This is a genomic window from Serratia sp. CY82433, from assembly GCF_052166535.1.
Taxonomy (GTDB): domain Bacteria; phylum Pseudomonadota; class Gammaproteobacteria; order Enterobacterales; family Enterobacteriaceae; genus Serratia; species Serratia sarumanii.
In genome coordinates this window covers 1-20,653 of the sequence record NZ_JBJNOR010000008.1, presented here as the reverse complement: position 1 = coordinate 20,653, position 20,653 = coordinate 1, and the positions used below count along the sequence as shown (strand labels likewise).

Annotated in this window: 17 protein-coding genes and 1 riboswitch; of the genes, 10 read left to right on the top strand and 7 right to left on the bottom strand. The window is 60.0% G+C overall.

Translation table 11 applies throughout. From position 1 onward, the window contains the following. Positions 1–29: 29 nt before the first annotated feature. Positions 30–926 carry a methylenetetrahydrofolate reductase gene (metF, locus tag ACJ8PI_RS23390; RefSeq protein ID WP_033636430.1) on the top strand — a complete coding sequence of 299 codons (897 nt, stop codon included), beginning with the start codon at positions 30–32 and terminating at the stop codon, positions 924–926. A 113-nt stretch (positions 927–1,039) separates the two neighbouring features. Here the strand turns inward: metF and ppc are convergent, their stop codons facing one another. Together ppc and argE are read right to left on the bottom strand one after the other, a co-directional pair. Next, positions 1,040–3,676 (bottom strand): phosphoenolpyruvate carboxylase, encoded by a 2,637-nt coding sequence (gene ppc, locus ACJ8PI_RS23385; protein WP_033638623.1) that lies wholly within the window; start codon positions 3,674–3,676, stop codon positions 1,040–1,042. Positions 3,677–3,933: 257 nt separating this feature from the next. Continuing rightward, complete coding sequence (gene argE, locus ACJ8PI_RS23380) at positions 3,934–5,079, bottom strand: acetylornithine deacetylase (protein WP_164134782.1); 1,146 nt, start codon at positions 5,077–5,079, stop codon at positions 3,934–3,936. Positions 5,080–5,295: 216 nt separating this feature from the next. On the opposite strand from argE, the gene argC reads away from it, so the two are divergent. The 4 genes from argC (at position 5,296) to argH (ending at position 9,782) form a co-directional block, all read left to right on the top strand. After that, entirely contained in the window at positions 5,296–6,300 is a 1,005-nt protein-coding gene (argC, locus tag ACJ8PI_RS23375; RefSeq protein ID WP_025304655.1) for an N-acetyl-gamma-glutamyl-phosphate reductase, read from the top strand. 20 nt (positions 6,301–6,320) lie between these two features. After that, on the top strand, positions 6,321–7,094 hold the full coding sequence (gene argB, locus ACJ8PI_RS23370) for an acetylglutamate kinase (RefSeq protein ID WP_033636427.1): 774 nt from the start codon (positions 6,321–6,323) through the stop codon (positions 7,092–7,094). A gap of 25 nt (positions 7,095–7,119) precedes the next feature. Further along, positions 7,120–8,340 carry an argininosuccinate synthase gene (locus ACJ8PI_RS23365; protein ID WP_033649897.1) on the top strand — a complete coding sequence of 407 codons (1,221 nt, stop codon included), beginning with the start codon at positions 7,120–7,122 and terminating at the stop codon, positions 8,338–8,340. Positions 8,341–8,408: 68 nt separating this feature from the next. Continuing rightward, a complete protein-coding gene (argH, locus tag ACJ8PI_RS23360) occupies positions 8,409–9,782 on the top strand; it encodes an argininosuccinate lyase (RefSeq protein ID WP_043140965.1) in 1,374 nt (457 codons plus the stop codon). 36 nt (positions 9,783–9,818) lie between these two features. On the opposite strand, the gene ACJ8PI_RS23355 is transcribed toward argH, so the two are convergent. The 3 genes from ACJ8PI_RS23355 to ACJ8PI_RS23345 all read right to left on the bottom strand — a co-directional run bounded on the left by ACJ8PI_RS23355 (position 9,819) and on the right by ACJ8PI_RS23345 (position 12,580). After that, positions 9,819–10,145, bottom strand: coding sequence for a type II toxin-antitoxin system HicB family antitoxin (locus tag ACJ8PI_RS23355; protein ID WP_164134783.1), 327 nt, complete (start codon positions 10,143–10,145; stop codon positions 9,819–9,821). A 182-nt stretch (positions 10,146–10,327) separates the two neighbouring features. Beyond that, entirely contained in the window at positions 10,328–11,776 is a 1,449-nt protein-coding gene (locus ACJ8PI_RS23350; protein ID WP_164134784.1) for a dihydrolipoyl dehydrogenase, read from the bottom strand. A gap of 72 nt (positions 11,777–11,848) precedes the next feature. Continuing rightward, entirely contained in the window at positions 11,849–12,580 is a 732-nt protein-coding gene (locus ACJ8PI_RS23345) for a glutathione peroxidase (RefSeq protein WP_164134785.1), read from the bottom strand. Positions 12,581–12,731: 151 nt separating this feature from the next. On the opposite strand from ACJ8PI_RS23345, the gene oxyR reads away from it, so the two are divergent. Next, complete coding sequence (gene oxyR, locus ACJ8PI_RS23340) at positions 12,732–13,649, top strand: DNA-binding transcriptional regulator OxyR (RefSeq protein WP_033636422.1); 918 nt, start codon at positions 12,732–12,734, stop codon at positions 13,647–13,649. Here the strand turns inward: oxyR and sthA are convergent. Continuing rightward, entirely contained in the window at positions 13,632–15,029 is a 1,398-nt protein-coding gene (gene sthA / locus ACJ8PI_RS23335) for a Si-specific NAD(P)(+) transhydrogenase (protein WP_004931047.1), read from the bottom strand. The genes oxyR and sthA overlap by 18 nt on opposite strands. A 218-nt stretch (positions 15,030–15,247) precedes the next feature. Here sthA and fabR point away from each other — a divergent pair, with 218 nt between their 5' ends. Continuing rightward, a complete protein-coding gene (gene fabR, locus ACJ8PI_RS23330) occupies positions 15,248–15,880 on the top strand; it encodes an HTH-type transcriptional repressor FabR (RefSeq protein ID WP_004931044.1) in 633 nt (210 codons plus the stop codon). A 15-nt stretch (positions 15,881–15,895) separates the two neighbouring features. Next, positions 15,896–16,267, top strand: coding sequence for a YijD family membrane protein (locus tag ACJ8PI_RS23325; protein WP_025304650.1), 372 nt, complete (start codon positions 15,896–15,898; stop codon positions 16,265–16,267). Positions 16,268–16,301: 34 nt separating this feature from the next. Here the strand turns inward: ACJ8PI_RS23325 and trmA are convergent, their stop codons facing one another. Then, a complete protein-coding gene (gene trmA, locus ACJ8PI_RS23320) occupies positions 16,302–17,405 on the bottom strand; it encodes a tRNA (uridine(54)-C5)-methyltransferase TrmA (protein WP_033636420.1) in 1,104 nt (367 codons plus the stop codon). 115 nt (positions 17,406–17,520) lie between these two features. Further along, positions 17,521–17,740: riboswitch (cobalamin riboswitch) on the top strand. Between the two features lie 69 nt (positions 17,741–17,809). On the opposite strand from trmA, the gene btuB reads away from it, so the two are divergent. Both btuB and murI read left to right on the top strand, forming a co-directional pair. After that, the gene (gene btuB / locus ACJ8PI_RS23315; protein WP_060453255.1) at positions 17,810–19,681 is read left to right on the top strand and encodes a TonB-dependent vitamin B12 receptor BtuB; all 1,872 of its coding nucleotides are present in this window, start codon (positions 17,810–17,812) and stop codon (positions 19,679–19,681) included. Next, positions 19,626–20,489, top strand: coding sequence for a glutamate racemase (gene murI, locus ACJ8PI_RS23310; protein WP_164134786.1), 864 nt, complete (start codon positions 19,626–19,628; stop codon positions 20,487–20,489). The genes btuB and murI overlap by 56 nt, the downstream gene beginning before the upstream one ends. Positions 20,490–20,653 lie beyond the last annotated feature (164 nt).

Sequence of the window (20,653 nt, the reverse complement as noted above, 5' to 3'; positions counted from 1 at the left end):
AACAGTGATTGATAAGAGGTGAGCAGGGTATGAGTTTTTTCCACGCAAACCAGCGGGAAGCGCTGAATCAGAGTCTGGCGGAGTTGAACGGCCAGATTAACGTATCATTCGAGTTCTTCCCGCCGCGCACCAGCGAGATGGAAGAGACCCTGTGGCAGTCGATCGATCGTCTGAGCATCCTCAAACCCAAATTCGTTTCCGTCACCTACGGCGCCAACTCCGGCGAGCGCGATCGCACCCATAGCATCATCAAAGGGATCAAGGAGCGCACCGGCCTGGAGGCGGCGCCGCACCTGACCTGCATCGACGCCAGCCCGGCGCAGCTGCGCGACATCGCGGCCGATTATTGGAACAGCGGCATTCGCCATATCGTGGCGCTGCGCGGCGATCTGCCGCCGGGCGGCGGCAAGCCGGACATGTACGCGACCGATCTGGTGGCGCTGCTGAAAGACGTGGGCGACTTCGACATTTCCGTCGCCGCCTACCCGGAAGTGCACCCGGAGGCGAAGAGCGCCCAGGCCGATTTAATCAACCTGAAGCGCAAGATCGACGCCGGCGCCAGCCGCGCCATCACCCAGTTCTTCTTCGACGTTGAGAGCTACCTGCGCTTCCGCGACCGCTGCGTCGCCGCCGGTATCGACGTGGAAATCGTGCCGGGCATTCTGCCGGTATCCAACTTCAAGCAGCTGCAGCGCTTCGCCACCATGACCAACGTGCGGGTGCCAAGCTGGATGACCAGCATGTTCGAAGGGCTGGACGACGATGCGGAGACCCGCAAAATGGTCGGCGCCAACATCGCCATGGACATGGTGAAGATCCTCAGCCGCGAAGGCGTGAAAGATTTCCACTTCTATACGCTGAACCGTGCCGAGATGAGCTACGCCATCTGCCACACGCTGGGCGTGCGCCCGGTGGCAGCCGCCTGAATTTACATCGTCCAACTTCTGGGGGTCAGTTCACTTACCGCGGCGCCCTTTTTTTGTGGGGAAGACAAGACATAAAAAAACGGCCCCGATAAACGGGGCCGCGATGAGGCTCGCTAGCCGGTGTTGCGCATCCCGGCGGCGACGCCGGCGATGGTGACCATCAGCGCCTGCTCGACGCGGGCGTCCGGCTGCTCCTGCTGGCGTGAACGGTGCAGCAGCTCGGCCTGCAAGACGTTCAGCGGGTCGGTATAAACGTTGCGCAGCGCGATGGATTCGGCGATCCACGGTAGGTCTTCCATCAGGTGCGCATCGTTGGCGATGGTCAGCACCACCTTGATGTCGCTTTCCAGCTGATCGCGCAACTGTTGGCCCAGCGGCCACAGCGATTTATCCACCAGGCGCTGATCGTAGTATTCCGCCAGCCACAGGTCGGCCTTGGCGAACACCATTTCCAGCATGGCGATGCGGGTGGAGAAGAACGGCCAGTCGCGACACATCGCCTCCAGTTCCGCCTGTTTGCCGGCTTTCACCGCCTCCTGCAATCCGGCGCCGGCGCCGAGCCAGGCCGGCAGCATCAGGCGGTTCTGCGTCCAGGCGAAGATCCACGGAATGGCGCGCAGGCTTTCCACGCCGCCGTTCGGCTTGCGTTTGGCCGGGCGTGAGCCCAGCGGCAGTTTACCCAGCTCCAGCTCCGGCGTGGCCGCGCGGAAGTAAGGCACGAAGTCCGGGTTTTCACGCACGTAGCCGCGATACATCCGGCATGAGGTGTCTGACAGATCGTCCATCAGCGCCCGCCATTCTTTCTTCGGTTCCGGCGGCGGCAGCAGGTTGGCCTCGAGGATCGCGCCAGCATACAGCGCCAGGCTGCTGATGGTGACTTCCGGCAGGCCGAACTTGAAGCGGATCATCTCTCCCTGCTCGGTGACGCGCAGGCCGCCCTTCAGGCTGCCCGGCGGCTGCGAGAGCAGCGCCGCATGCGCCGGCGCGCCGCCGCGGCCGATGGAGCCGCCGCGGCCGTGGAACAACGTCAGCGCCACGCCGGCTTTTTCACAGGTTTTGATCAACGCGTCCTGCGCACGGTACTGCGCCCAGGAAGCGGCCATCACGCCGGCGTCTTTCGCCGAGTCGGAGTAGCCGATCATTACCATCTGTTTGCCCTGAATAAAGCCGCGATACCAGTCGATGTTCAGCAGCTGGGTCATTACGTCGTCGGCGTTGTTCAGATCGTCGAGGGTTTCGAACAGCGGAGCGACCGGCAGCGCGAACGGGCAGCCGGCCTCTTTCAGCAGCAGGTGCACCGCCAGCACGTCGGAAGGCGTGCGCGCCATCGAAATCACGTAGGCGGCGATCGAGCCCTGCGGCGCTTCGGCGATCACCCGGCAGGTTTCCAGCACTTCCTGCGTGTCGGCGCTCGGTTGCCATTTCAGCGGCACCAGCGGGCGTTTGGAGTTCAGTTCGCGGATCAGGAACGCCTGTTTATCGGCTTCCGACCAGCTTTCATAGTCGCCCAGCCCCAGGTAGCGGGTCAGCTCGGCGATGGCCTCGGTATGGCGGGTGCTTTCCTGGCGCACGTCGATGCGCACCAGCGGCACGCCGAAGCAGCGCACGCGGCGCAGGGTATCCAGCAGCTGACCGTTGGCGATGATGCCCATGCCGCAGGCCTGCAGCGATTGGTAGCAGGCATACAGCGGCTCCCACAGCTGCTCGTTGTTCACCAGCAGGTCGTGTGGCTTCAGCACGCGTTCGCCTTTCAGGCGGCCTTCCAGATAGGCCTGGGAGCTCATCAGCTGGCTGCGCAGCTGCTTCATGATTTCGCGGTACGGTTCCTGCACCTCGTCACCGCCGGCGCGGGCGCGCAGCTCCGGGGTGCATTCGGTCATCGACAACTCGGAGACCAGCACCTGAATATCGCGGGTGAACAGGTCGCAGGCTTTCCAGCGGCTGAGCAACAGCACATGGCGGGTGATTTCGGCTGTCACGTTCGGGTTGCCGTCGCGGTCGCCGCCCATCCAGGAGGTGAAGCGCACCGGCACCGCTTCCGCCGGCAGGCTGTAATCGATGGAGTTTTCCAACTGCTCGTTGAACTCGCGCAGGAACGCCGGCACGCCTTCCCACAGGCTGTTTTCCACCACCGCGAAGCCCCATTTGGCTTCGTCGATCGGGGAAGGGCGATGTTTGCGAATTTCATCGGTGTGCCACGACTGGGCCACCAGCTGGCGCAGGCGGCGCATGATCTTGTTGCGCTCGTAGTCGGCCAGATCGTTGTGATCGAGCTGGCTGAGACAGGTGTTGACCTCCACCAGCTTGTGGATCAGGGTGCGGCGGGTGATCTCCGTCGGGTGCGCCGTCAGTACCAGCTCGATGGAAAGTTGCGACACCGCGTGCTGCAGCTCTTTGTCGCTGAGCTTTTTGTCTTTGAGACGGCTGAACAGCTGCGCCAGCGCTTCCGGGTTGCTGGCGGCTTCGCCGTTGGGCGAAATGCTGTGGTACTGCTCGGCGACGTTGGTCAGGTTGAGGAACTGGCTGAAGGCGCGCGCCACCGGCAGCAGCTCGTCGTTGGACAGGTTCTGCAGGGTGGAGAGCAGCTCCTGGCGATGCGCTTCGTTGCCGGCGCGTGAAGATTTGGAAAGCTTACGGATGGTCTCAACGCGATCGAGAATATGCTCGCCCAGCGCTTCTTTGATGGTATCGCCGAGCAATTTGCCGAGCATACTGACATTACTGCGCATTGCCGAATATTGTTCGTTCATATAACCCCTGACCCAGTTCTGTATGATTTTTATCTTGTAAATAAATTTCACGCGTCAGGCGCAGACCGCCTGCCTGATCACATCGCGTTCCTATCCAATCGTCAATTGACACTATTTTTAGCAAAAAAACATCAAAATCGGCGCATTTTCTGAAATTTAATTACGCCGCATCGGTTATCAGCGTGGCTTATTTCGCCGTTTTCTACTTATTTTGAGTTAGTGGAAGCATAGCGCGTTTCCCCTGTTAAATGTCGGGTTTACTGCCGGCAAAAGTGATTGACCAGCTGGCCCAGCAGTTTGCGCGTCGGTTCGATAAACGCGGTGTCGATGTATTCGTCCGGCTGGTGGGCCTGATCGATGGAACCGGGCCCGAGCACCAACGTCGGGCAGACCTGCTGCACGAACGGCGCTTCGGTGCAGTAGTTGACCACCTGCGTGCGGGTGCCCAGCAGCTCCTCGATCACCGCCACCATGCGGTGGTCGGTCGGGCATTCGTAACCCGGCACCGACGCGTGCAGCTCTTCGATGGTCAGGCGGCCCGGCCAGCGTTGGCTCACCGGCTCCAATGCCTGATGCATCAGCTCGTTGATGTTGTCGAGCGTCATGCCAGGCAGCGGGCGGATATCCAGGTGCAGCTCGCAGCAGGCGCAGATGCGGTTGGCCGCGTCGCCGCCGCTGATATGGCCGAAGTTCATGGTGGGATAAGGCACGGCGAACGCCGGATTGTTGTAGCGCTCCTGCAGGGTTTTGCGCAGCTCCATCAGGCGGCCGATGGATTCGTGCATCAGATCGATGGCGTTGACGCCGCGCGCCGGATCGCTGGAGTGGCCGGACTGGCCGACGATGCGAATGGAGTTGGCCATGTGGCCCTTGTGTGCGCGCACCGGCTGCAGCGAGGTCGGTTCGCCGATGATGGCGAAATCCGGACGAATGGCGGTGGAGGCGGCGAAATAACGTGCGCCGGCCATCGTCGTTTCTTCATCTGCGGTCGCCAGAATGTACAGCGGCTTGGTCAATTTGCTCGCGTCGATGTCGCGCACCGCATCCAGAATAAAGGCGAAGAAGCCTTTCATGTCGGCGGTGCCCAGGCCGTAGAGCTTGTTGTCGTGCTCGGTCAGGGTGAAGGGATCGCGCGTCCAGCGGCCTTCGTCGTAAGGCACCGTATCGGTATGGCCGGCCAGCAGCAGGCCACCGCTGCCTTCGCCGATGCTGGCCAGCAGGTTGAATTTGTGGCGCGATTCCGGCACCGGCTGTACGTCGACGCGAAAGCCCAGGTCGGCAAACCAGCCGGCCAGCAAGTTGATTAACGCCTCATTGCTCTGATCGAGGCCGGCATCGGTGGCGCTGATCGACTTCGTTGCGATCAACGCCCGGTACAGCTCAATAAATGGAGGTAATTTCATCTTCACTGTTGACAGCCTTTGGTTAGGATAGTATCAATATTCATGCATTTATTTTGAATAAAAATACAGTAAGCCGACGCGTAAGGGAACCCGATACCCGGATGTTTATAAAAGCATCAACGCCAGGCTCCGTGGGTGAACGGCGCAACAACGCTGGCTAGCCCTGTTACCTGGGTCGCAAGCGACCGCACGTCAGTTTAGAAGGTGAAAGGCCACATGTTGAATACGCTGATCGTTGGTGCCAGCGGTTACGCCGGAGCGGAGCTCACGGCTTACCTGAATCGCCACCCACACATGAACATAACCGCTTTAGCGGTTTCAGCGCAAAGTGCAGATGCAGGAAAGTTGCTTTCCGATCTCCATCCCCAGTTGAAAGGCATCGTCGATCTGCCGCTGCAGCCGTTGACCGACGTTGCCAAGGCGGCGCAGGGCATCGACGTGGTGTTCCTCGCCACCGCCCATGAAGTCAGCCACGATATCGCACCGGCCTTCTTGGCGGCGGGCTGCGTGGTGTTCGATCTGTCGGGCGCCTTCCGCGTGCAGGACGCCGGTTTTTATAGCCAGTACTACGGTTTTGAACATCAGCATGGCGCCCTGCTGGAGCAGGCGGTATACGGCCTGGCGGAATGGCAGAGCGACAAGATTAAACAGGCGCAGCTGATTGCCGTGCCGGGCTGTTACCCGACGGCGGCGCAGCTGGCGCTGAAGCCGTTGATCGAGAAGCAGCTGCTGAACCTCGACCAGTGGCCGGTGATCAACGCCACCAGCGGCGTCAGCGGCGCCGGTCGTAAGGCCAGCATGACCACCAGCTTCTGCGAAGTGAGCCTGCAGCCGTACGGTATTTTCACTCATCGGCACCAGCCGGAGATCGCCGCGCACCTGGGCGTGCCGGTTATCTTTACGCCGCACCTGGGCAACTTCCCGCGCGGTATCCTTGAAACCATCACCTGCCGCCTGAAGGCCGGCGTGACCGCGCAGGACGTCGCGGCCGCCTATCATGCCGCCTATGACGACAAGCCGCTGGTGCGGTTATACGACCAGGGCGTGCCGGCGCTGAAAGCGGTGGTGGGGCTGCCGTTCTGCGACATCGGTTTTGCGGTGCAGGGCGAGCATCTGATCGCCGTAGCGGTGGAAGACAACCTGCTGAAAGGCGCGGCGGCGCAGGCGGTGCAATGCCTGAATATCCGTTTCGGCTTCCCGGAAACCCAGTCACTCCTTTAAACCAGCGTGAGTAAACAGCAATGAACCCGTTAATTATCAAGTTAGGTGGCGTGTTATTAGACAGTGAAGAAGCGCTGGAGCGCCTGTTTACCGCGCTGGACAGCTACCGGCAGCAGCATCAGCGCCCGCTGGTGATCGTGCACGGCGGCGGCTGCGTGGTGGACGAACTGATGAAGCAGCTCTCTTTGCCGGTGGTGAAAAAGAACGGCCTGCGGGTCACGCCGGCCGATCAGATCGACATCATCACCGGCGCGCTGGCCGGCACCGCCAACAAAACGCTGCTGGCGTGGGCGATTAAACACCAAATCAACGCCGTCGGCCTGAGCCTGGCGGATGGCGGCAGCGCGGTCGTGACCCCGCTCGATCCGGCATTGGGCCACGTCGGCAACGCGCAGCCCGGTTCCCCCGCGCTGCTCAATACCCTGCTGAGCGCCGGCTACCTGCCGGTTGTCAGCTCCATCGGCATCACCGCCGATGGGCAGTTAATGAACGTGAACGCCGATCAGGCGGCGACGGCGCTGGCGGCGACGCTGGGGGCGGATCTGATCCTGCTGTCGGACGTCAGCGGCATCCTCGACGGCAAGGGGCAACGCATTGCGGAAATGACGGCGCAAAAAGCGGAACAACTGATCGCGCAAGGCATTATCACCGATGGTATGGTGGTGAAGGTGAATGCGGCGCTCGACGCTGCCCGCACCCTCGGCCGCCCGGTGGATATCGCCAGCTGGCGCCATGCCGATCAGCTTCCTGCTTTGTTTAACGGTGTGTCGATTGGCACCCGGATCCTCGCTTAATTTTAGAATTAGAAAGGAATAGATCATGCAAAACCAAGGCATCAAAAAAATCGTTCTGGCGTACTCCGGCGGCCTGGATACCTCGGCCATCATTCCATGGCTGAAAGAGAACTACGGCGGCTGTGAAGTGGTGGCGTTCGTGGCGGACATCGGTCAGGAGCGCAGCGATCTGGAAGGCGTGGAGCAAAAAGCCCTGCAGTCCGGTGCCTCTGAATGTCACGTGGTCGATCTGCGTGAAGAATTTATCCGCGATTACGTTTATCCGGTGCTGCAGACCGGCGCCCTGTACGAGGGCAGCTACCTGCTGGGCACCTCGATGGCGCGGCCGATCATCGCCAAGGCGCAGGTCGAGCTGGCGTTGAAAGTGGGCGCCGACGCGCTGTGCCACGGTGCGACCGGCAAAGGCAACGATCAGGTGCGTTTCGAGACCACCTACACCGCGCTGGCGCCGCAGCTGAAAGTGGTGGCACCGTGGCGTGAGTGGAATCTGCGTTCCCGTGAAGCGCTGCTGGATTACCTGAAAGAGCGCAACATCCCGACCACCGCGTCGCTGGAGAAGATCTACAGCCGCGATGAAAACGCCTGGCACATCTCCACCGAAGGCGGCGTGCTGGAAAGCCCGTGGAATGCGCCGAACAAAGATTGCTGGGTGTGGACCGTCGATCCGCAGGAAGCGCCGGACCAGCCTGAGCAGGTGACCGTGACCGTTGAGAAAGGCCGCGTTGTGGCGGTTAACGGTAAAGCGCTGTCGCCGTACCAGTGCTTGGAAACCCTGAACGCGCTGGGCGCCAAACACGGCGTCGGCCGTATCGACATCGTGGAAAACCGCCTGGTGGGCATCAAATCCCGCGGCTGCTATGAAACCCCGGGGGGCACCATCATGGTGGCGGCGCTGCGCGCCGTCGAGCAGCTGGTGCTGGACCGCGACAGCTTCAAATGGCGCGAGCAGCTGGGTCTGGAGATGTCCTATGTGGTGTACGACGGCCGCTGGTTCGCGCCGCTGCGCCGCTCGCTGCAGGCCTCTGCCGAAGCATTGGCTGAAGAGGTGAACGGTGAAGTGGTGCTGCAGCTGTACAAAGGCCAGGTGACGGCGATCCAGAAAAAATCCGCCAACAGCCTGTACTCCGAAGAGTTCGCCACCTTCGGCGAAGACGAAGTTTACGATCACAGCCACGCGGGCGGCTTTATCCGCCTGTTCTCTCTGTCTTCACGCATCCGCGCGTTGAACGAGAAAAAGAATAAATAATCGATTGGCGTGACTCTGCAAGGGCGCAGCATGCTGCGCCCTTTCGCATAAAAATTCAGGAGTAAGATATGGCACTTTGGGGCGGACGGTTCACTCAGGCGGCGGATCAGCGGTTCAAGCAACTCAACGATTCGCTGCGGTTCGATTATCGCCTGGCGGAGCAGGATATCGTGGGCTCGGTGGCCTGGTCGAAGGCGCTGGTGACCGTTAACGTGTTGACGGCAACGGAGCAACAGCAGCTGGAGCAGGCGCTGAATGCGCTACTGACGGAAGTTCAGGCCGATCCTTTGGCGATCGTCCAAAGCGATGCCGAAGACATCCACAGCTGGGTGGAGCAGAAGCTGATCGAGAAGGTCGGCGATTTGGGCAAGAAGCTGCACACCGGCCGCAGCCGCAACGATCAGGTCGCGACCGATCTGAAGCTGTGGTGCAAACAGCAGATCGGCGACCTGCATCAGGCGATCGTCCAGCTGCAGCAGGCGCTGGTGGAGACCGCCGAAGCCAACCAGGATGCGGTGATGCCGGGGTATACCCACCTGCAACGCGCGCAGCCGGTGACTTTCGCGCACTGGTGCCTGGCCTATGTCGAGATGCTGGCGCGCGATGAGAGCCGCCTGCAGGATACCCTGAAACGGCTGGACGTCAGCCCGCTGGGCAGCGGCGCGCTGGCCGGCACCGCTTATCCTATCGATCGCGAGCAGCTGGCCGGCTGGCTGGGCTTCGCCTCGGCGACCCGCAACAGCCTGGACAGCGTATCCGATCGCGATCACGTGCTGGAGCTGCTGTCCAACGCCGCCATCAGCATGGTGCACCTGTCGCGCTTCGCCGAAGACCTGATCTTCTTCAACAGCGGTGAAGCGGCGTTTGTCGAGCTGTCCGACCGCGTGACCTCCGGCTCTTCGCTGATGCCGCAGAAGAAAAACCCGGACGCGCTGGAGCTGATCCGCGGCAAGTGCGGCCGCGTGCAGGGCGCGCTGACCGGCATGATGATGACGCTGAAAGGCCTGCCGCTGGCGTACAACAAAGACATGCAGGAAGATAAAGAAGGGCTGTTCGACGCGCTCGACACCTGGATGGACTGCCTGCAGATGGCGGCGCTGGTGCTGGACGGCATTCAGGTGAAGCGCCCGCGCTGCCAGGAAGCGGCGGAGCAGGGCTATGCCAACGCCACCGAACTGGCGGATTACCTGGTCGCCAAGGGCGTGCCGTTCCGCGAAGCGCACCATATCGTCGGCGAGGCGGTGGTAGAAGCGATTCGCCAGGGCAAACCGCTGGAAGCGCTGCCGCTGGCGGACTTGCAGCAGTTCAGCGCAACGATCGGCGACGACGTTTACCCGATCCTGGCCTTGCAATCCTGCCTGGACAAGCGTGCGGCCAAAGGCGGCGTCGCGCCGCAGCAGGTGGCCGCGGCAATCGCCGCAGCGAAACAGCGTTTGGCTTGACGACGACAAGGGCGGCCCGGTGCCGCCCTTGAACCTTTACCCCGCCAGACGTGCACACAGATAGCGGTTCAGGCTCACGCCTTCCTCCATCGCGCCGATCGCCAGCCGCCGATGCTGTTCCGGCGTCATGCGCAACACCAGTTTTCCGCTGAAGTTCTTTTCCGCCAGCGCCTGCGGCGGCGTTTCGCCTTGCGCCAACATATCGGCGATCGTTTCGCTCACCACTTTTTCGATACCCTCCAGCGCGTCGCTACGCGTGGCGGCCAGCCAGGACAACGAGGGGAATTCGGCGCACAGCCCGACATATTCACGATCATCCGCTGACCAGGTGATGCGATAGGTATAGTGTTCATGCTTTGCCATGTTCTTCCTCCATTCTGGCTCCCTGCTTTATTCTAGTATCGTTATTGGTATCGCTTCAGTGTCGAAGCATAAAAAATGAGCGCAGAAGGGCCGTGAGGCAAGAGGAGGGAGGAAAATGTGGAAAGTGCTGCGCAAAAAAACCGGGCCTGAAGGCCCGGTGGGGATGAGCAGAGAATGAGAGGTTATTCGCCCGGGCAGCGCTGGCAGCGCTCGATTTCGGTCGTGCCGAGTTTGAGTTTCGCCTGCAGGTCACGCAGCGCAGTGCGCAAGCCTTCCTCGATCACCGGGTGATAGAACGGCATGTCCAGCATCTGATCGATGGTCATCTGTTGCTGATGCGCCCAGGCCAACAGGTGCGCGATGTGTTCGGCGTCCGGGCCGATCATTTCCGCGCCGAGGAAACGGCCGGTGCCTTGCTCGCCGTAGACGTGCAGAATGCCTTTGTTGCGCAGCATCACCCGCGAGCGGCCCTGATTCTCAAACGAGACCTTGCCCACTTCAAAGCAGCCGCAGGCGCTGAACTTCTCGCTCAGCTCGCGGAAGGTCGAGCCGACCATGGCGATCTGCGGATCGGAGAACACCACTGAAATCGCGCTGCGGCGCAGGCCCGGATTGATCTCCGGGAAGCTGCCGGCGTTGGCGCCGGCGATGCGCGCCTGATCGCTGGCCTCATGCAGCAGCGGCAGCTGGTTGCTGGCGTCGCCGGCAATGAAAATATGCGGCACGCTGGTTTGCATCGTCAGGCGGTCGGCCAACGGCACGCCTCGGGCGTCGAGCTGTAAGCCGGTGTTTTCGAGGCCCAGCCGATCGACGTTGGGGCGGCGGCCGGTGGCGGCCAGCACGTAGTCCACCAGGATCTCCTGCGGTTGGCCCTGCAGATCCCGATAGCGGATAAATACGCGGTCGCCTTCGCGCTGCATCATCTCTACCTTCACGTCGGCGTCGAGATAGAACTCTTCCCCCAGCGCGTTGGCGGCGTAGTCGCGCACGGCGCTGTCGGTCAGCGGCCCGACGGCGCCGCCGATGCCGAAGACCTTGGTGTCGACACCGAGGCGGTGCAGCGCTTGCCCCAGCTCGAGCCCGATGACGCCGGGGCCGAATACCGCTACGGACTGCGGCAAATCATCCCAGTTGAACAGATCGTCGTTGACGATCAGACGATCGCCCAGTTCGTTCCACGGCGCCGGCCAGCTGGGGCGGGAACCGGTGGCGATCACGATGCGCTGCGCCACGATGCGCGTATGCTCGTCGACCTGCAGCGTGTTGTCGTCGATAAAGCGGGCATAGCCCTGAATTTTGTCGCCGGCCGGGATCTCGTCCACGCCTTCCAGCACGAAGCTGACGAAGCGATCGCGTTCGCGTTTGACGCGCGCCATCACTTCGCGCCCGTCGATGCGGGTTGTACCGGTTGGGTGCACGCCAAAGCCCGGCGCGCGTTCGATTTGATGCACCGCTTCGGCGGCGGCTATCAATAATTTGGATGGCATGCAGCCAACGCGCGCACAGGTGGTGCCGTAAGGCCCGCCTTCGATCATCACCACGCTGGGGGTAGACAGTTTGGCCGCGCGATAGGCGCCGAGCCCTGCGGTGCCGCCGCCGATGACCGCAACATCAACGTTCAACAGTTTCATATCCGCTCCTGAAAGGTAAAAAAAGGGCGGGCCGTAGCCCGCCAAAGTTCACGTTGGCTTTGTTATTACTTATTAAGCTGACAGGAAACTTTCCAGATCGTCGCTGCCGCCGATGTGACGGCCGCCGATGAACACTTGCGGCACCGTGGCGCGGCCGCTGACGGCGCGCAGGCTGACGGTGGTGGCGTCTTTGCCCAGTACGATCTCTTCATACTGAATGCCGCGCTCTTGCAGCATCTGCTTGGCTTTGGCGCAGAATGGGCAGCCCGGCTTGGTGAACAGGGAGACCGACTCCTGCACTTTGAATTCCGGCGCCAGGTATTTCAGCATGGTGTCGGCGTCGGACACTTCAAACGGATCGCCCGGCTTGTTCGGTTCGACGAACATTTTCTCGACCACGCCGTCGCGCACCAGCATCGAGTAGCGCCATGAACGCGGGCCAAAGCCCAGATCCGCTTTCTCGACCAGCATGTTCATGCCTTTGGTGAATTCACCGTTGCCGTCCGGCACGAAGGTGATGTTTTCCGCATGTTGATCGGCTTTCCAGGCGTTCATCACAAAGGTATCGTTCACCGAGACGCACAGAATGCCGTCGACGCCGTGCTGCTTGAATACGCTGGACAGTTCGTTGTAGCGCGGCAGATGGCTCGAAGAACAGGTTGGCGTAAATGCGCCCGGCAGCGAGAACACGATAACGGTTTTGTTTTTGAACAGGTCATCAGTGGTCACATCAATCCATTGGTCGCCCTGACGGGTGTGGAAAGTAACCTGAGGAACTTTCTTGCCTTCTTGACTGGTAAACATTGATTAACCCCTTAATTAGGAAAAGTAATTTTTAGCATTTAGCGCGATATCGCTTCGTTGGGACACATTATTGTCGCTGGGGCTTGATAGATCTAATCGCTCATTGCTATCTTATCTATCGCCATGAGCTATCATGGAATGGAGGGAAACAATGAATATTCGTGATTTAGAGTATCTGGTCGCCTTGGCCGAGCACCGGCACTTCCGCCGTGCGGCCGATTCATGCCATGTGAGCCAGCCCACGCTGAGCGGGCAGATCCGCAAGCTGGAAGACGAGTTGGGCGTCATGCTGCTCGAGCGCACCAGCCGCAAGGTGCTGTTCACCCAGGCGGGTCTGTTGCTGGTGGAGCAGGCACGTACCGTGCTGCGCGAAGTGAAAGTATTGAAGGAGATGGCCAGCCAGCAGGGCGAAGCCATGTCCGGGCCGCTGCACATCGGCCTGATCCCGACCGTGGGGCCTTATCTGCTGCCGCAGATCATCCCGACGCTGCACAAAACTTTCCCGAAGCTGGAAATGTACCTGCACGAAGCGCAAACCCAGCAACTGCTGGCGCAACTCGACAGCGGCAAATTGGACTGCGCCATTCTGGCGCTGGTGAAGGAAACCGAGGCGTTTATCGAAGTGCCTCTGTTCGATGAACCGATGAAGCTGGCGGTGTATTCCGATCACCCGTGGGCGCAGCGCGAGCGCGTGGCGATGCCGGATTTGGCGGGTGAGAAGCTGCTGATGCTGGAGGATGGCCACTGCCTGCGCGATCAGGCGATGGGCTTCTGCTTCCAGGCGGGCGCGGATGAAGATACTCACTTCCGCGCCACCAGTCTGGAAACGCTGCGTAATATGGTCGCGGCCGGCAGCGGCATTACCCTGCTGCCGTCACTGGCGGTGCCGCCGCAGCGCGAACGCGACGGCGTCTGCTATCTGGATTGCTACAAGCCGGAACCGAAGCGCACCATCGCGTTGGTGTATCGCCCCGGTTCCCCACTGCGCAGCCGTTATGAGCAGTTGGCCGAAGCGATCCGCGAGCACATGCAGGGCTACATCGACAACGCGTTAAAACAGGCGGTTTAAGCCGTTAAGCGCCGCCACCCGGTAGGCTTCGGCCATGGTCGGATAGTTGAAGGTCGTATTAACGAAATACTCGATAGTATTGCCTTCACCTTTCTGTTCCATGATCGCCTGACCGATGTGGATGATCTCCGCCGCACGCTCGCCGAAGCAGTGGATCCCGAGGATCTGCAGGGTGTCGCGATGGAACAGGATCTTCAGGCTGCCTACGTTCATCCCGGCGATCTGCGCGCGCGCCAGATGCTTGAACTGGGCGCGGCCCACTTCATACGGCACCTTCATCGCCGTCAGTTCCTGCTCGGTTTTACCGACGGAGCTGATTTCCGGAATGGTGTAGATGCCGGTCGGGATATCTTCGATTAGGTGGCCGCTGGCCTCGCCGGAAGCGATCGCCTGCGCGGCGATGCGGCCCTGATCGTAGGCGGCGGAAGCCAGGCTCGGATAGCCGATCACGTCACCGACCGCATAGATGTGCGACAGCGCGGTTTGGTACATGCTGTTCACCTTCAGCAGCCCGCGGCTGTCCGATTCCAGGCCGACGTTTTCCAACCCCAGCGAATCTGTGTTGCCGGTACGGCCGTTGGCGTACAGCAGGCAGTCCGCTTTCACCTTCTTGCCGGACTTCAGGTGCACGATCACGCCGTCTTCGGTGCCTTCAATCTTCTCGAACTCCTCGTTGTGGCGGATCACCACGCCGTTGTTCCAGAAGTGGTAAGAGAGCGAATCCGACATCTCCTGATCGAGGAATGCCAGCAGGCGATCGCGGGTGTTGATCAGATCGACCTTGACGTTCAGACCGCGGAAGATAGACGCGTATTCGCAGCCGATCACCCCGGCGCCGTAAATGATCACGTGGCGCGGTTCATGGCTCAGCTCGAGAATGGAGTCGCTGTCATAGATGCGCGGGTGATTGAAATCGACGCTGGCCGGGTGATAAGGGCGCGAGCCGCAGGCGATCACGATGTGGTCGGCGCGGATGGTGTCCTGGGTGCCGTCCATGTAGCTGACGCTGACGGTGTTGGCGTCGATGAAACGCGCGTCGCCGGCGAACAGTTTGCACTGGTTCCGCTCATAGAACCCTTGGCGCATGCGGGTTTGCTGGCTGATGACGTTATCGGCGTGGCGTAAAATGTCAGGGAAGGTCGCGCTGAGCGTGCGCGAGTTGTTGTAAAGCGGGTTCTGGTTGAATTCGATAATGCGGCTGACGGCGTGGCGGAGGGCTTTGGAAGGGATGGTGCCCCAGTGGGTACATCCGCCGCCTACGTTGTTGTACCGTTCGATAACGGCCACGCGGGCGCCCTGTTTCACCAGCCCCATGGCGGCACCTTCACCACCAGGGCCCGAGCCAATCACAATGGCATCAAATTGATAGTGCTGTTGCATGTAGGAGAGACCTGTTTTTTTATACAAGATTACAACGGTATCTTAACATCATAGCGCTGCTCACCCAATCACCATTAGGCTTTTTGAGGCAAAGCACAATCGGCTCAGGGCGGAAGTGTGATAGAGCGCGTTAGTATAAATGCTGTTGCAATAAAATTTGCTATATTGCCGAGTCTAGGGCGTTAGACTGAGAGAATGGAACCTATCCGGATATGCATATGGGCGTCAGAGCACAACAAAAAGAACGGACTCGTCGTTCCCTGATCGAAGCCGCATTCAGCCAGCTGAGCGCCGAACGCAGCTTCGCCAGCCTGAGCCTGCGGGAAGTTTCACGCGAGGCGGGCATCGCGCCCACGTCGTTTTACCGCCATTTCCGCGATGTGGATGAGCTGGGGCTGACCATGGTGGACGAAAGCGGCCTGATGCTGCGTCAGTTGATGCGCCAGGCGCGCCAACGCATCGCCAAGGGCGGCAGCGTGATCCGCACCTCGGTGTCCACCTTTATGGAATTTATCGGCAACAACCCGAACGCCTTTCGTCTGCTGCTGCGCGAGCGCTCCGGCACGTCGGCGGCATTCCGTGCGGCGGTGGCGCGCGAGATCCAGCATTTCATCGCCGAACTGGCGGACTACCTCGAGTTGGAAAACCACATGCCGCGCAGCTTTACCGAAGCGCAGGCGGAAGCGATGGTCACCATCGTGTTCAGCGCCGGCGCGGAAGCGCTGGATATCGACGTCGAGCAGCGGCAGCAGCTGGAAGAGCGGCTGGTGCTGCAGCTGCGGATGATCTCCAAAGGGGCGTATTACTGGTATCGTCGCGAACAAGAAAAAGCTTCTGTGTCCCACGTATAAAAAAGGTAAAAAATGATGGAAAAACCAGGCCGTGAAAATGGCACCTTACTGCTGGCGTTGATTGCCGGCCTTTCGATCAACGGTTCGTTTGCCGCGCTGTTCAGCTCGGTGGTGCCGTTTTCGATCTTCCCGCTGATCGCGTTGGTGCTGGCGGTGTACTGCCTGCATCAGCGTTACCTGAACCGCGCCATGCCGGACGGCATGCCGAAGCTGGCGGCGGCCTGTTTCCTGCTGGGGCTGCTGCTGTACAGCGCCATCGTGCGCGCCGAATATCCGCAGATCGGCTCCAACTTCCTGCCGTCGGTGATCTGCGTGGCGCTGGTGCTGTGGATCGGGATGAAACTGAAGGCGCGCAAGGCGCCGGATGCGCCGACTCAAGAGTCGTAATGAAACGGGGCGCCATGATGGCGCCCCTGTCGTATCAGCGGTGCTTTTCCAGCAGCACGCCGCATTCCATGTGATGGGTATACGGGAACTGATCGAACAGCGCCAGGCGGCTGACCCGGTGCGTGGCCTGCAGCGTTTCCAGGTTGGCGCACAGCGTTTCCGGATTGCATGAGATATAGAGAATGCGTGGGTAGGCCTGCACCATCTTCACCGTTTCCTCGTCCAGCCCGCTGCGCGGCGGATCGACGAAAATCGTCTCGCAGTTGTAGCCGCTCAGATCGATGCCTTTCAATCGGTTGAATTCGCGCACCCCGTTCATCGCCTGAGTGAAGTCTTCCGCCGCCATGCGAATGATCTGCACGTTGTCGATATGGTTGGCAGCGATGTTGTATTGCGCCGCCGCCACCGACGGTTTGGCGATTTCGGTCGCCAGCACGCGCTCGAAATTGCGCGCCAGCGCCAGCGAGAAGTTGCCGTTGCCGCAATACAGCTCCAGCAAATCGCCTTTGGAACCGGCGGTCACCGCCAGTGCCCATTCCAGCATCTGCACGTTCATGGCCGCGTTGGGCTGAGTGAAGCTGTTTTCCACCTGGCGGTAGATCATGTCGCGGCCGGCGACCGGCAGCACTTCGTCAACATAATCCTGGTCGAGCATGATTTTGGTCTTCGATGCCCGGCCGATCAGCTGCAGGTCGAAACCCTGCGCGCGCAGATCGTCACGTAGCTGTTCTGCGCGCCGTTGCCAAACGTCATCCAGCTTGCGGTGGTACAGCAGCGAGGCGATGATTTTGCCGCTTTGCGTCGACAGATAATCGATCTGGAACAGCTTGTGACGCAGGATCGGTTCCGGTTTCAGCGCGGCGATCAGGGCGCTCATCAGGCGGTTGATCAGTTCGCTGGCGGCCGGGAAACGATCGACGCGAATACGCTGCTTGGTCTGCTGATCGAACATGATGTGGTACATGTCGTCCGCGTCGTGCCAGATGCGGAATTCGGCGCGCATGCGGTAGTGATCGACTGGCGAGCGGAACACTTCCGGCTCGGGCGCCGCGAACGGTGACATCAACGTCTTCAGGCGGGCGACTTTCTCCGCCAGTTGGTCATCGTAACGTTCAATAGGCAAATTCTCGGGCGTCATGTGTGTCTTCTCGTCAGGCAAATTTGATCAGCGGGGATTGTAGGGAATCAGCCCGTGAAGTCCAGTTTTGTCGCGTTTATTATTTGTAACATTAGTAGCAGTCTAGACATCTATTTTCATTGATCGTAGCATTGCCGTCCGGCCTCAAGCAGCGAGTGAAAAGGGAATCCGGTGTGAATCCGGAGCTGACGCGCAGCGGTAAGGGGAAGTCACGGCGATAGCGTTTCGACGCAGACACTGTCCATTGCAGGATGGGAAGTCATCGCCCGTTGCCGGTCGCGCCCCGCGGCCTGCAAATCCCAAGCCCGAAGACCTGCCGGTGTTACGTCGCAATGTCCGTGGCCGTCGCGAACTATCGGCCATGATCCTGCGGCATCCGCCAATTAAGTTTGGATGCTTTTCTCATGACAATTACAAAAAATACGCTGCTGGCGGTGGTTTCCTCCGTCACGGCTTTTTCTGGATGGGCGCAAGACAACACCACAACCACGAATGGCGATAACCTGGTGGTGACCGCCAACCGCTTCCCGCAGCCGGTTTCTTCCGTGCTGGCGCCGACTTCCATCGTCACCCGCAACGATATCGATCGCTGGCAGGCCAAGAGCCTGACCGACGTGATGCGCCGCCTGCCGGGCGTGGATGTTGGCCAGAACGGCGGGCTGGGGCAAAAGAGCTCGCTGTTTATTCGCGGCACCAACTCCAGCCACGTGCTGGTGCTAATTGACGGCATTCGCCTTAATCAGGCGGGCGTCAGCGGCTCTTCCGATCTTAGCCAAATCCCAATTTCGCTGGTGCAGAAAGTCGAATACATCCGCGGCCCGCGTTCGGCGGTGTACGGCTCCGACGCCATCGGCGGCGTGGTCAACATCATTACCACCCGCGAAAAGAACGGCACGACGCTTTCCGCCGGCCTCGGCTCCAACGGCTATCAATCCTATGACGCGTCGACCCAACAGCAGCTGGGCGACAGCACCGTGGCGACGGTGGCGGGTGACTACACCTATACCAAAGGGTATGACGTGGTGGCCTATGGCAGTACCGGTATGCAAAGCCAGCAGGATCGCGATGGCTTTATGAGTAAATCGCTGTATGGTGCGCTTGAGCATCAGTTCAGCGAATCGGTCAGCGGTTTTGTACGTGGGTATGGCTACGACAACCGCACGGCGTACGATAGTTACTATTCCTCTCCGGCCAGCTCTCTGCTAGATACTCGCAAGCTGTACAGCCAAACCTGGGATACCGGATTGCGTTATAAAGAAGGCATTTACGCAACACAATTGACCGGCAGCTACAGCCATAGCAAGGATTACGATTACGATCCTCGCCGCGGTATGCATGATAGCTCGGCCAGCCTGGTGGATTCCGAACAGTACAACCTGCAGTGGGGCAATACGCTGCAGGTTGGACAGGGGACCGTAAGCTCTGGCGTCGACTGGCAGCAACAGAAAATCAAACCGGACTCCACCACCGTAAAGGGTGAAAAAAGCCAACGTGATGCAGGCATCTATCTGACCGCGCAGCAACTGGTTGGCCCGGTGACGCTGGAAGGCGCGGTTCGGGGTGACGATCATTCCGAGTTTGGCTGGCACGGCACCTGGCAAACCAGCGCGGCCTGGGAGTTCGTCGAGGGATACCGTTTTATCGCGTCGTATGGCACGGCGTTCAAAGCACCGAATATGAGCCAGCTATACGGCAACTTCGGTAACAACACCGATCTGAAACCGGAAGAAAGCAAGCAGTGGGAAGGTGGCTTTGAAGGGCTGACCGGCCCGGTGACCTGGCGCATCTCCGGTTATCGCAACGACATCGACAATTTGATCGATTCCACGGGGGAAACCAACTACGTCTATTACAACGTGGGTAAGGCCACCATCAAAGGGATTGAAGCTACGGCCTCGTTTGATACCGGCCCGTTGACGCACCAGATTGGTTACGATTATGTCGACCCGCGCAACGCAAAAACTCACGAAGTGCTGCTGCGCCGCGCCAAACAGCAGGTGAAATATGAGCTGGACTGGCAGCTGTATGACTTTGACTGGGCGGTGACTTATCAATATTTGGGTCAACGTTATGACAAGGACTACAGTACCTATCCGGAGCAGAGCGTGAAACTCGGCGGCGTGAGCCTGTGGGATCTCGCAGTTTCGTATCCGGTCACATCTCATCTGACAGTTCGTGGTAGAATTGCCAACCTGTTTGATAAAGATTATGAGACGGCCTATGGCTACGCTACTCCAGGAAGAGAATACTACCTCACTGGAAGCTATACCTTCTAACAGCACCGCCATACCTCGCCCGACGGTGCTGGTTTTCGATTCCGGCGTCGGCGGGCTGTCGGTATATCAGGAGATTCGGCAGTTGCTGCCGGATCTCCACTATATATACGCTTTCGACAACGTGGCGTTCCCCTACGGTGAGAAGTCCGAAGAGTTTATCGTTGAGCGCGTGCTGGAAATTGTCGGCGCAGTGCAGCAGCGGCATCCTCTGGCGATTGTCGTCATTGCCTGCAACACCGCCAGCACCGTTTCCTTGCCGGCCCTGCGCGAGCGTTTCAGCTTCCCGGTCGTGGGCGTGGTGCCCGCCATCAAGCCTGCCGCCCGTCTTACCGTTAACGGCATCGTCGGCCTGTTGGCGACCCGCGGCACCGTACAACGCAGCTACACCCACGAACTGATTTCCCGTTTCGCTACCGACTGCAAGATTGAACTGCTGGGCTCTTCAGAGCTGGTGGAGTTGGCGGAGGCTAAGCTGCACGGCGAAGCCGTGCCGTTGCCGGTACTGAAGAAGATCCTGCATCCGTGGCTGAGCATGCGCGAGCCGCCGGATACCGTCGTGCTGGGCTGCACCCATTTCCCTCTATTAGCTGAAGAGCTGATGCAGGTGTTGCCGGAAGGCACCCGGCTGGTGGATTCCGGCGCGGCGATTGCCCGTCGTACCGCCTGGCTCATCTCGACGCAGGAAAATCTGGTCTCGAGCCAGGAAGAGAATCTGGCCTATTGCATGGCGTTGAATGAAGATACTGACGCTTTATTGCCCGTTTTGCAGAGCTACGGCTTTAAATCGTTGAAAAAACTGCCGCTTTAACGGTGTTTTGGTTAAACATTCAACGGTCGGAAAAAATATTGAAAATAGGGGTTGCGGCCTGCCGAGAACTCCCTATAATGCGCCTCCACTGACCGGGAACAACGACTGACAAGCCGCCGGGTCAGCGAGAAGACAGCGAAATAAACGCTTGACTCTCCGGGCTA

Coding starts and splice junctions, on each gene's coding strand:
- metF (WP_033636430.1), top strand. CDS start 30: ATGAGTTTTTTCCACGCAAACCAGCGGGAAGCGCTGAATCAGAGTCTG.
- ppc (WP_033638623.1), bottom strand. CDS start 3,676: ATGAACGAACAATATTCGGCAATGCGCAGTAATGTCAGTATGCTCGGC.
- argE (WP_164134782.1), bottom strand. CDS start 5,079: ATGAAATTACCTCCATTTATTGAGCTGTACCGGGCGTTGATCGCAACG.
- argC (WP_025304655.1), top strand. CDS start 5,296: ATGTTGAATACGCTGATCGTTGGTGCCAGCGGTTACGCCGGAGCGGAG.
- argB (WP_033636427.1), top strand. CDS start 6,321: ATGAACCCGTTAATTATCAAGTTAGGTGGCGTGTTATTAGACAGTGAA.
- ACJ8PI_RS23365 (WP_033649897.1), top strand. CDS start 7,120: ATGCAAAACCAAGGCATCAAAAAAATCGTTCTGGCGTACTCCGGCGGC.
- argH (WP_043140965.1), top strand. CDS start 8,409: ATGGCACTTTGGGGCGGACGGTTCACTCAGGCGGCGGATCAGCGGTTC.
- ACJ8PI_RS23355 (WP_164134783.1), bottom strand. CDS start 10,145: ATGGCAAAGCATGAACACTATACCTATCGCATCACCTGGTCAGCGGAT.
- ACJ8PI_RS23350 (WP_164134784.1), bottom strand. CDS start 11,776: ATGAAACTGTTGAACGTTGATGTTGCGGTCATCGGCGGCGGCACCGCA.
- ACJ8PI_RS23345 (WP_164134785.1), bottom strand. CDS start 12,580: ATGTTTACCAGTCAAGAAGGCAAGAAAGTTCCTCAGGTTACTTTCCAC.
- oxyR (WP_033636422.1), top strand. CDS start 12,732: ATGAATATTCGTGATTTAGAGTATCTGGTCGCCTTGGCCGAGCACCGG.
- sthA (WP_004931047.1), bottom strand. CDS start 15,029: ATGCAACAGCACTATCAATTTGATGCCATTGTGATTGGCTCGGGCCCT.
- fabR (WP_004931044.1), top strand. CDS start 15,248: ATGGGCGTCAGAGCACAACAAAAAGAACGGACTCGTCGTTCCCTGATC.
- ACJ8PI_RS23325 (WP_025304650.1), top strand. CDS start 15,896: ATGGAAAAACCAGGCCGTGAAAATGGCACCTTACTGCTGGCGTTGATT.
- trmA (WP_033636420.1), bottom strand. CDS start 17,405: ATGACGCCCGAGAATTTGCCTATTGAACGTTACGATGACCAACTGGCG.
- btuB (WP_060453255.1), top strand. CDS start 17,810: ATGACAATTACAAAAAATACGCTGCTGGCGGTGGTTTCCTCCGTCACG.
- murI (WP_164134786.1), top strand. CDS start 19,626: ATGGCTACGCTACTCCAGGAAGAGAATACTACCTCACTGGAAGCTATA.